Source organism: uncultured Paracoccus sp., assembly GCF_937873615.1.
In the GTDB taxonomy this organism is placed as follows: domain Bacteria; phylum Pseudomonadota; class Alphaproteobacteria; order Rhodobacterales; family Rhodobacteraceae; genus Paracoccus.
On record NZ_CALMYP010000021.1, the window covers coordinates 1 to 9826 of the forward strand.

At 63.2% G+C, this 9826-nt stretch carries 15 protein-coding genes and 1 other annotated feature; of the genes, 10 read left to right on the forward strand and 5 right to left on the reverse strand.

Translation table 11 applies throughout. The features are described from left to right. Positions 1-239: 239 nt before the first annotated feature. Positions 240-680: a hypothetical protein gene (locus tag Q0330_RS06570; RefSeq protein ID WP_299476229.1), complete on the forward strand. Its 441-nt coding sequence runs from the start codon at positions 240-242 to the stop codon at positions 678-680. Between the two features lie 177 nt (positions 681-857). Here Q0330_RS06570 and Q0330_RS06575 read toward each other — a convergent pair whose 3' ends face one another. Next, positions 858-1346: an Lrp/AsnC ligand binding domain-containing protein gene (locus Q0330_RS06575; RefSeq protein ID WP_299476232.1), complete on the reverse strand. Its 489-nt coding sequence runs from the start codon at positions 1344-1346 to the stop codon at positions 858-860. 23 nt (positions 1347-1369) lie between these two features. After that, positions 1370-2293: a pyridoxal-phosphate dependent enzyme gene (locus Q0330_RS06580; protein ID WP_299476235.1), complete on the reverse strand. Its 924-nt coding sequence runs from the start codon at positions 2291-2293 to the stop codon at positions 1370-1372. Positions 2294-2623: 330 nt separating this feature from the next. Between Q0330_RS06580 and Q0330_RS06585 the strand changes: the two genes are divergently transcribed. The 7 genes from Q0330_RS06585 (at position 2624) to Q0330_RS06615 (ending at position 7550) form a co-directional block, all read left to right on the forward strand. Further along, a complete protein-coding gene (locus Q0330_RS06585; protein ID WP_299476238.1) occupies positions 2624-3547 on the forward strand; it encodes a DMT family transporter in 924 nt (307 codons plus the stop codon). After that, positions 3544-3999: a TRAP transporter large permease subunit gene (locus Q0330_RS06590; protein ID WP_299476241.1), complete on the forward strand. Its 456-nt coding sequence runs from the start codon at positions 3544-3546 to the stop codon at positions 3997-3999. The genes Q0330_RS06585 and Q0330_RS06590 overlap by 4 nt, the downstream gene beginning before the upstream one ends. Beyond that, positions 3996-5339 carry an acyclic terpene utilization AtuA family protein gene (locus tag Q0330_RS06595; protein WP_299476244.1) on the forward strand — a complete coding sequence of 448 codons (1344 nt, stop codon included), beginning with the start codon at positions 3996-3998 and terminating at the stop codon, positions 5337-5339. Before Q0330_RS06590 ends, Q0330_RS06595 begins: the two co-directional genes overlap by 4 nt. Continuing rightward, complete coding sequence (locus Q0330_RS06600; RefSeq protein ID WP_299476247.1) at positions 5326-5649, forward strand: hypothetical protein; 324 nt, start codon at positions 5326-5328, stop codon at positions 5647-5649. Before Q0330_RS06595 ends, Q0330_RS06600 begins: the two co-directional genes overlap by 14 nt. A gap of 532 nt (positions 5650-6181) precedes the next feature. Further along, a complete protein-coding gene (locus Q0330_RS06605; protein WP_299476250.1) occupies positions 6182-6436 on the forward strand; it encodes a hypothetical protein in 255 nt (84 codons plus the stop codon). A gap of 34 nt (positions 6437-6470) precedes the next feature. Next, a complete protein-coding gene (locus Q0330_RS06610; protein WP_299476253.1) occupies positions 6471-6971 on the forward strand; it encodes a chlororespiratory reduction 6 domain-containing protein in 501 nt (166 codons plus the stop codon). A gap of 12 nt (positions 6972-6983) precedes the next feature. After that, positions 6984-7550 (forward strand): hypothetical protein, encoded by a 567-nt coding sequence (locus tag Q0330_RS06615; protein WP_299476256.1) that lies wholly within the window; start codon positions 6984-6986, stop codon positions 7548-7550. A gap of 36 nt (positions 7551-7586) precedes the next feature. Here the strand turns inward: Q0330_RS06615 and Q0330_RS06620 are convergent, their stop codons facing one another. From Q0330_RS06620 to Q0330_RS06630, 3 genes are read right to left on the reverse strand one after another with little or no spacing between them, the layout of a single operon-like run. After that, a complete protein-coding gene (locus tag Q0330_RS06620) occupies positions 7587-7931 on the reverse strand; it encodes a DUF2190 family protein (RefSeq protein ID WP_299476259.1) in 345 nt (114 codons plus the stop codon). A 2-nt stretch (positions 7932-7933) separates the two neighbouring features. After that, complete coding sequence (locus Q0330_RS06625) at positions 7934-8143, reverse strand: hypothetical protein (RefSeq protein ID WP_299476262.1); 210 nt, start codon at positions 8141-8143, stop codon at positions 7934-7936. Position 8144: 1 nt separating this feature from the next. Then, the gene (locus tag Q0330_RS06630; RefSeq protein ID WP_299476264.1) at positions 8145-9056 is read right to left on the reverse strand and encodes a Mu-like prophage major head subunit gpT family protein; all 912 of its coding nucleotides are present in this window, start codon (positions 9054-9056) and stop codon (positions 8145-8147) included. Between the two features lie 76 nt (positions 9057-9132). Between Q0330_RS06630 and Q0330_RS06635 the strand changes: the two genes are divergently transcribed. After that, entirely contained in the window at positions 9133-9465 is a 333-nt protein-coding gene (locus Q0330_RS06635) for a transposase (protein ID WP_299476266.1), read from the forward strand. Further along, positions 9420-9536: a sequence feature (AL1L pseudoknot), on the forward strand. Its footprint overlaps the gene before it by 46 nt. Further along, the gene (locus Q0330_RS06640) at positions 9462-9785 is read left to right on the forward strand and encodes an IS3 family transposase (protein ID WP_299476268.1); all 324 of its coding nucleotides are present in this window, start codon (positions 9462-9464) and stop codon (positions 9783-9785) included. Its footprint overlaps the feature before it by 75 nt. Before Q0330_RS06635 ends, Q0330_RS06640 begins: the two co-directional genes overlap by 4 nt. Positions 9786-9826: the final 41 nt, after the last annotated feature.

Below are 9826 nucleotides of genomic sequence, written 5' to 3' on the forward strand. Positions count from 1 at the left end.
ACAGGCGTAGACCCGCGCCACTATCAAGTCGGACCACGGGGCAGGGACCGGAATAAAGGCGGAAGGTGGAATTGGGAGGCCGGGGTCAATTCCGGACAGGAATAACAAGGGGTTGGGCGAATTGGCGCGGCGCGCGGCGTTGGGATTAGACGGACGCACGCCAAAATCTGCACCCATCGTTTGATCGGGGTCCGCCCATGGGGTAATCCTGTCGGTACGCCCCCAATCACGAAACTCCCATGTCCAGCTCCAAGCCTCTGAGAAACCTGACGCCCATGCTGTGCCAGCGCCTGCAAGCCGAGATGCTGAAGGCCTGCGAAACCGTCGCCGCTCGTCATGGCCTGGTGGTCGAGCCGCGCGACATCACCGGCGTCGACCTGCGCTGGGGGTTTGATGCCACCTTCCGCGTCTCGATCCCCCTGCCAGATGGCACAGCCCTCGATCCCGAGCGTCTACGGTTCGAGGCGCTGGCCGAGGCATTCGGCCTTTCCCCCGCCGATTATGGCCGCGAGTTTACCACCGGACGAGAGCGGTTCCGCATCAGCGGTATCGAACCTCGCCGCCCAAAATACCCGGTCTCTGCCGAGCGAATCCCGGACGGCCAGGGGTTCAAGTTCACTGCGGAACAGGTGGCGCTGTTACTGCAGAAGGGGATGAAGGATGTGACGCCGAAGTGGTAGGGGCAGCGCTAACGGCCCAAAGCCGACCTTGGGGCCGAGAGGCAACGCCGCGGCGCAGCATCACCGAAGCAGTCGTTCGCGCGTCGCGAAGCATTTTTCAGGGGCCAAGGTCCGCTGAGCGGACGAAGCTGACGCTCTTGGGTATTAAGGTCAAATTGGTCCCCCCTGTTCATCGTCTCAGGGCGCCAGGGTCGAGCGGCCCTGGAAAGGGATTTCGGTGGTGGCCTTCAGCTCTTCCAGCACGATGCTGGATTGCGTCTCGATCACCCCCTCGATAGCCGTCAGGCGGTCTCGCATGAAGTCTCGGAACTCGCTTATATCGGCCACCCGGACCTGGAGGAGGTAGTCGAAGGCGCCGGTCAGCAGATGGCAGCCCACGATCTCGGGGATGGTGGCCACGACAGCGTCAAAGGCGTCAAACGCGGCAGTCGTCTGGCTCGACAAGCGGATGTTGATGAAAACGTTCAGGCCGACACCCAGCTTCTGCGGGTTCAGGAGCGCCACGTAGCGATCGACATAGCCCTCCGCCTCCAGCCACTTCACACGCCGCGCGCAGGGAGAGGGCGAAAGGCCCACGCGCTCGGCCAGGTCGATCATGCTGATCCGCCCGTCCTGCTGCAGCAGCGAGAGGATCTTCAGGTCAAAGCTGTCGATGTCATCGGCCATGGCTGCCCCGCCAGGGTTCACCGTCATGCCGCAGCCCGCCATTCGCGGACCTTTTCCAGTGTCGCGGTGGCACCGCCGCAAACGATGACCAGCGGCGCGCCGATGCCATCCAGCGCGGAACGGTGACGCTCAGAATAGGCGATGGCAAGCGACGCGCCGCAGGCGGGTTCGACCAGAACGCGATGGTCGTGCAAGAACAGCTCGCACGCCTCCAGCGCCTCGGCATCGGTGACGGTGACACTGCGGAGGTTGCGGCTTTGCGCCAGTGCGAATGCATGGTCGGCAACGCGGTTCGCCCCCAGCGAGGTCGCGACCGACGTGATGGCGGGGATGCTGATGTTCTCTCCGGCAGCCAGGGCCCGCGCCAGGCAGTCGGCGCCCTGCGTTTCCACCGCGACGATCGGCAGGTGCGACAGGCCGTTGCGGTCCAGCCCCTCGGCCACGCCGCTGAGAAGGCCACCGCCGCCGACCGAGAGGATGACGCCGTCGAATTCCACCCCGGCCCGTACCACCTCGTCGATCATCGTGGCGTGGCCGGTCCACATCAGCGGGTTGTCGAACGGGTGCAGGAAGGCGGTCGCCTCGTCCAGAAGCGACTGCGCCAACTCGTTCGCCTCGGCCCAGACCTTGCCGTGGACAATGACCGTAGCCCCCTCCTCCTCCAGCAGCCCGCGCGCGTGAAGGGGCGTGGATTCGGGCACGACCACCGTGACCGGAACGCCAAGCATCCGCCCGGCATAGGCCACCGCCAGCCCTGCATTCCCACCCGAGGACGACACGAAGCCGGTATTGCCCTGCCGCTTGTATTCCTCGCAGGCGGCGCCGATGCCGCGCAGCTTGAACGATCCCGACGGTTGCAGGGCATCGAGCTTCAGCCAGACATCCCGGCCGGACAGCAGGCTGAGCTTGCGCGACCGAAGCAGCGGCGTATCGAGGTGAAGAGGCATGGCAGGGTCTTTCGCAGGATTGGGTTGCCGATTGATAGCATAGGCGTGACAACATTTTATGGCGTATTCCTGCGATGATATCAAATGGTGCGACAGGATATGGCGCCATCACGTCATTCTATGGCATTTTCCGCCTTTCCTGCGCGGTCTCTGGCGCCGCAGTCCTGCCGGAACGTGCCGCCCGTTAGAAAATCTCTCCAAAAGCCGTTTCTAAGATTTCTTGTGGTGCGAGAGTGGAGGATTACGCGCTTCTTTGCCGGAATAAACCTGCGGGTTGATGATATGGTGCGCGGCAGAAATTCCGCAATCACGATCATAAGGCGCCCGCCCGTGTCCACTTCGCACATCATTCCGAAAGGCGGCTTCGGCACGACCGGGCTCCTGCTTCTCCTGCCGCCACCGCTGTTCTGGGCCGGGAACTTCATTGTCGGCCGCGCGATGCACGAGGCCGTGCCGCCCTTCGCGCTGTCCATGTGGCGCTGGATCATCGCCTTTCTGCTGCTGCTGCCCTTTGCAGCCCCCGCCATGCGCCGCGACCTGCCGCGTTACTGGCAACACCGCTGGACAATCCTCGGTGTCTCGCTCTCGGGCGTCTTTTCCTTCAATACACTGATCTATCTGGGTCTGCGGACGACCACCGCCGCGAACGCGCTGCTGCTCAACTCCTTCATCCCGATCCTTGTGGTCCTTTTCGGTGCACTCTTCTTCGGACAGGTGATCCGTCGGGTCCAAGTCGCAGGGCTTCTCATCTCGCTTCTTGGCGTTCTCACTATCGTGCTGCAAGGAGATTGGTACCGGCTGGCATCGTTTTCCTTTGCCAAGGGCGATCTGATCATCTTTTGCGCGATGATCTCTTGGGCGTTCTACACACTCTGGCTTCGCAAGATCCCTGCCGGTATCGACCGGATCGGCCTGATGGGCACGCAGATGGCACTGGCGCTTCTAGTGCTCGTTCCGTGCTCCCTGTGGGAGCACAGCACAGGAGCAGCTGTGCAGTGGTCCGCGCAGGTCGCTGGTGCGCTGGCCTATCTGGGGATTTTTCCCTCGGTCGTGGCCTACCTGCTCTACAACTTCGCGGTGGCTCGTCTCGGGGCGGCACAGGCGGGGCTGTCGATCCACCTCATCCCCGTCTTCGGCGTGCTGTTGGCCGTCCTGTTCCTGGGCGAGCAGGTCCACCCCTATCACGTTCTCGGAATTGCGGCGATTGCCTGCGGACTCGGCTGCGCCTCGCCGCCGTGCTGGCCCCGGCCATGACGGCAGTGGGGATCGATCCGCTGGCTGCTCACCTCTTCGTCTTCTACTTCGCGACGATCTCGGTCATCACGCCACCTGTCTGCGTGGCGGTCTTTGTCGGCTCTGGCATCGCCGGAACCAACTGGTTGCCTGCGGCCGGAGAGGCTGTGCGTCTGGGCGCGGTCACCTACATCGTGCCCTTCCTGCTGTTGCTCTACCCAGGGATGCTGCTGGGCGGCGGGCCGCTCGACATTCTCGAGGCGGTCGCGGCGGGGCTCGTGCTGGTCATCGCGGTGCCGGGACTGTTGGCCGGGGCGCGTCTGCATGACGTGCGGGCGGTCGACATCGCGCTGTATCTCGTGATTATAGCTCTCGCGATCTATCCCCATCCGGTGACGCCGTTCATAGCCTTGGCGTTGCTGGGCGGGGCCTACTACGCCGGGCGCGCAGGCAAGCGGAGGGCCACGGCATGAGCATCATCAGGATTGGTGCGGGCGCGGGGTTTCAGGGCGACAGGCTGGCCCCCGCCCTCGACCTCGCCGAACGCGGTCAGCTCGACTACCTCGTGTTCGAATGCCTTGGCGAGCGGACCATTGCCTCGGCCCAGCAGGCACGGCGCAAGGATCCGTCAAGGGGGTACGATCCGCTGCTGGAACGGCGGATGCGGGCCGTGCTGCCCGTCTGCGCGAAAAACGGCACCAGGATCGTGACGAACATGGGCGCGGCGAACCCCGTGGGGGCCGCGCAGCACACCGCCCGGATCGCGCGCGAGCTTGGGCTGTCGGGCTTGAAGGTCGCTGCGGTAACAGGCGATGACGTGCTCGACCGGATCGGACGTTTCGTGCTGGATGAAACCGGTGCACCGGCGTCCGAACTGGGCGACCGGCTGGTGTCGGCCAATGCCTACGTGGGCATCGACGGGCTGGTCGAGGCGCTGGCAGGCGGTGCGGATGTCGTGATCTGCGGCCGGGCATCCGACCCGACGCTCTTCCTTGCCCCGCTCGTCCACGAATTCGGCTGGGCGCGCGACGACTGGGAAAAGCTCGGCCGCGGCGTGCTGATCGGCCACCTGCTGGAATGCGCGGCCCAGATCACCGGCGGTTATTTCGCGGACCCCGGCGTCAAGGACGTACCCGATCTGGCCAACATCGGACACCCGCTGGCCGAGGTCGATGCCGAGGGCAACGCCACGATCACCAAGCTGCCGGGGACCGGGGGACGGATCACCCGCGCGACCTGCATCGAACAGCTGCTTTACGAGATCCATGATCCCGCCCGCTACCTGCAACCCGATGTGGTGGCCGATTTTTCAAGCGTCGACTTCCACGACCTCGACCCGGATCGCATTGGGGTAAGCGGGGCGGGCGGGACCCCCGCGACGGGGCAGCTCAAGGTTTCTGTCGGCTACCGCGACGGCTGGATCGGCGAAGGCCAGATCAGCTATGCCGGGGCCAATTGCGTGGCGCGCGGCCAGCTCGCGATCGAGACGGTCCGCGCGCGCCTCGCCCCGTACGGGGCGCAGATGTTTGACGAACGCGGCGAAATGGTCGGCGTAAACTCGGTCTGGCCGGGTGCGCGCGCGGCAGCCGATACGCCAGAGGTCCGCGTCCGCTGTGCCGCCCGCTGTGCGGATTCCGATACGGCGCGGCGTGTCGTCGAAGAGGTCGAGGGCCTGTACCTTGCCGGTCCCGCAGGCGGCGGAGGTGCAACGGGCACCGTGCGCGAAGTGCTGGCTATCGCCTCGACCCTGATGCCCGCCAATGCCGTCACATCCGGAGTAGAGATGCTGGAGGTCCACCGTGAAACTGCATGAAATCGCGCATGCCAGAACCGGCGACAAGGGCGACGTGTCCAACATCTCGGTCATTGCCTACGATCCGGCGCACTGGCCCATCATCCGCGATCATGTCACTCCGGCCCGCGTGGCGGCCCATTTCGGCAGCTTCGCCAAAGAGGACGTCACGCGCTACACCCTCCCACACCTCCACGCGCTCAACTTCGTGATCCGCGGAGCGCTGACTGGAGGAGTCACCCGCTCACTGGCCCTCGACGCACACGGCAAGTGCCTCGCATCCGTATTGCTTGAAATGGAAATTGATATGAGCGCGAGCCTGACCGATTGACCGGTGACATAGGCTGCCATGGTCTCATTCCGGTTTTCCGGGCATCTCGCAGCGAAGGTCGGCTCTCCGCCCGGCGCGTAAATATCGGTCGGGGCGTACAGATGGTTCCTCGCGTTTGATGAGCTTCGCTTGTCAACGCCTGGTCAACCCGCGAATGCGTTCGTGAGCGCACGTCGATCCGCCCAAATCCGGCGAGAAACGTTGAGACTTCGTAAAAGTATCCGTTATTCCAAAGGCTTGTCTGGTAAGTCCCTGAAATCAAAAGAGTCATAAAATTCAGCAGGTTCGGCTCATAACCTGAAGGTCGTAGGTTCAAATCCTACCCCCGCAACCAAAATATCAAAATAATACCGTGGTTTAAGAGCCTCCTTCACCGGGGGCTTTTTGCGTTTCCGCGCCTTGTCAACACTGTGTCAACAAAACGCTGGCGGCCCGTGTCAGTGATTGGCGCCTGACTCATGGGCAACGATTCACTTGATCCCGCCCCAAAGCCCAGCCTCATGGTCGCTGACACAGGGTTGGAGACCACAACATGCCCAAGACCAACGACGCGGCGCTGCACGCTTTCATCAGCGCCAAGACAGAGATCGACGCGATGCTCGCGCGCCTGGCAACCCTCAGCGCCCCCCCCCACTTCGACTACAGCCCAGAGGACGTGAACTGGGGCCATGTTGGTTCGCTGGACCTCTACCGCGCCCGTCTTCGCGAAATCACCGAGATGGCCTTTCGCGAAGGTGAGCATCGGGAGGAGCAAACAGAAATTGTGCCACATGCTGTCCCTGTGTAGCTTGACGTGAGATTAGGCAAGAAGCGGGGATAACGTGGCGATAGACTTCGATGATTTTGACCCCGTGATTGTGACGATCTCAAGGAACGAGGTAATTGCAGGGGATGTGTCGGCAGCAGCTTCGGTGCTTGGCCGCTTCACCAAGAATCCCGACATCGCACGATCAATGTTCGAGCGCGTGGACGTTGCATTTCACGGCTACGACCAAGATGCGCGGGAGTTGTTCGAGATTCCAGAGGTGCGCGATTTCGTGTACAAGCTCGACGATGAGTTCCCTTTTTGGCTGTTCTTTTTGAGCAAGCAACACCTTGGCCTGCAGGCAATCGCGCTTTGCTTCCTGCCGCCCTTCCTGACGGAGGAGGCAAAGAAAACCGTCCTGCCGCAGCACCTCGACCGCCTTCTCAACAACCGTTGGCGGCCAGCGATCAATCATATCTGCGAGTTTGCGGGGTTTACCGAAGACGACATTGAGGAGCTATCGGAGCGAGTCCTGCAGTACTTCTTCAATGGCCCACTGCCATTCGAAGACGAATAGAGGACGGCCGCGATGTCAGTGCCCTATCGGATTGTCACCTGCACCAATTGCAACCTTCAAGAGGCTTCTCTCATTCTGAACGGCTATTTCGTCTGGAGAGATAGTAATGGCCGTGAGGCTTCCTTTGACCGCGAACTCGCGATTTGCCGCGATTGCTGCACAGTGACGCCGATTGAGCGTCTTCCGGATCGTGATGAATTCGATGAAGCGGAAGAGGCATCCTTGGCGGGCTTCTGGCGCAAAAGAGCCTTGAAAAGGAAGGTCTATCGAAGCTTCTGGAAGAAAAGCCTGATCCAGGAAGCGATTGACCCGACGAGTGGGTTCGAAGTTCTCCGACAAGTCATGGGCCTCCGCCGAGGGCCGGTCTGCTTGGCGTGTGGGTCGCCGGATGTGTCGAGCATGTCAATCCCCTATGGCCACGATACAGCATCGGAGGAACCTGTTCCAACCGGTACCATTCACCCCGGCTGCGGGGGTGAATTGCTTGTTCGTGGTTCTGGTGGAGAGCGCGTCGCGGTCATGCTCTACAAGAACGTCTATGACATCCACGGGCAATTCGTCGAGCGCACAAGAGAATAGGCATGAGTTGATATGGCCGATGGCGCAGGCCCGTCTTCAAGCTGGCACCGTCGCTACCCCGTCCAGCCGCACAGCGACACTGGTGATGCCATTCCCTGCCGCCTCGGTCGCCACGCCCACGGGAAAGCGCCCAGCTCCCGGCACGTTGATGTTCTTTGCCGTGTTGTCCCAAGCAACGCGCGCGCCAACGGTCAGCACCGTAGTGGTGGCCTTGGGGAGTTTGTAGACGCCCGTGGTGGCCAGTTCGAGCGGATCGCCCTCGGCGGCCGAGTAGGCGGCGACGCCGAAGATGTTGCCGATGATCATCCCCTCGCCGGAGGTTACCCCGCCCGTGGGTGCGGTCACGGTGATGACGTGGCCGTTCTGGATGTAGTTCTGCATGGTCAGAGCCCTTTTGAAGACTGGATGCGGACCACGGCGATACGTGCCGTGGTGCCGGTGATCTGGCGGTTGAGGTCGCCCAGCGCCGCTGCCATCTCGGCGTCGCTGGCATAGGTGACCCGTTTGCCGTCGTATTCGACGGTGCGGATGCCCTGATAGCGGGCGGCCATCAGGGCATCGCGCCAGGCGATGAGTTGGGCGAGGTCGGCCATCTTACGCCCCGGGGTTCTGGAACCAGCCGCGGTGGTCGATGAAGCCTGCGCCGAAGTCCAGGATCACCCGGATTTCCACGCCGTCCACATCCCACCCCGACCGGCTTTCGACCTGGGGCCCTTCGTTGCCCGAGAGGTAGGCGAACTCGAGGCCGTCGATCTCGCCCGGATCGGCGGTAACATACCAGCGGGTTGCGCTGGTCAGGCGAGGTTCGACCACCAGCGACATGGCGCCCGAGAACGGGTTCACATCGGCGGCGGTGGCAGGCGCGATGGTGGCGAGCCATTTCTCGGCCACGGTCTCCAGCGCGGGCGGCACCAGCAGGTTCTTCGGCGTCACGCGGATCACGCAGCCCTCGATGCCCTTCTGTGTGCGCAGGGCTAGACGCGCAGCGGACAGGGTGGTGTCCGAGATCACAGCGCCGGTCGTCGCCCGGTTGCCGTGATCGACATGGAACAGCGCCGTGTTGTCCGACAGGGTCGGGCCGTTGCCGCTGTTCGCCTCGAGCAGGCCGACGAGGATCCGCGCCTCGGTTTCTGTCGCCCCCTGACCCATGCGGCGGGCGAGGTTCGAAAAGGCCCCGAGGTGGTCGTTGACCAGCACCTGCTGCGTGATGCCGATCTTCTTGGCCCAGGTCTCAATTTTGTAGGCTTCGCGGGCCTCGGCCATGGTCCCGGCCTTGATCTCCCCCGCCTCGTTCAGCTTCTCCAGGAGCGGGGCTTCCCCGAGCATGATCTTGTTCACCGCCCGGAAATCCCGCGCCGATGTCTGGCGGCCAAGACGGCGGATCCCCGAGGGTGCTGCCTGGTAGGCATCGCGCAGCACGCGGCCCACGGTGTTGCCGAGGATGATCGGAAAGTCTGACGTGGTGTGCAGGGCTCGGGTCACGAGGCTGGCGGGCGACAGCGCCATGGTGGACTCGCCGTGCTGACCCTCATTGAACCGCCCCGGGTTTACCGGAGAGTAAAACACTCAAAGGATGAGCCCTATGACAAAGCAGAGATTCCCCCCCGCCTATCCGGCCGAGCTTCGCGACCGCGGTGTTCGGCTTTTTCGAGAGAGCCGCGGCGATTACGCCAGCGACACGGCTGCCTACAAGGCGATGGCGCCGAAGCTTGGCTGTTCGCCCGACAGTCTGCGCGTCTGGTGCCAGCAGGCCGAACGTGACGCCGGCCAGCGCGGCGAGCTGACGAGTGCCGAGAAGGATCGGATCAAGGAACTGGAGCGGGAGGTTCGTGAACTGCGCCAGGCCAACGAGATCCTGAAGAAGGCCAGCGCGTATTTCGCTGCGGCGGAGCTCGACCGCCCGTTCCGCAAATGATCGCGTTCATCGATGATCAGCGCGGTGTCCATGGTGTCGGGCCGATCTGGCGGGTTCTGGGGATCGCACCATCGACGTTCTATGCGTTCAAGGCTGTCGAGCGTGATCCCGACCTTGCATCGGATCGGGCCAGGCAGGATCGACTGGACATGGCTGCCATCACGCGGGCCTTCGATGTTAGTCGGGCCCGGTATGGCGCGCGCAAGGTTTGGCATCAGCTGCGGCGCGAAGGGCGCGACATCGCCCGCTGCACGGTGGAGCGTCTGATGAGGGCGATGGGATTACAAGGCGTTGTGCGAGGCACGAAGGGAGTGTCCTGAACTTTGTGTATCCGGGCCGGCCCATGCGGTTTGGGATACTC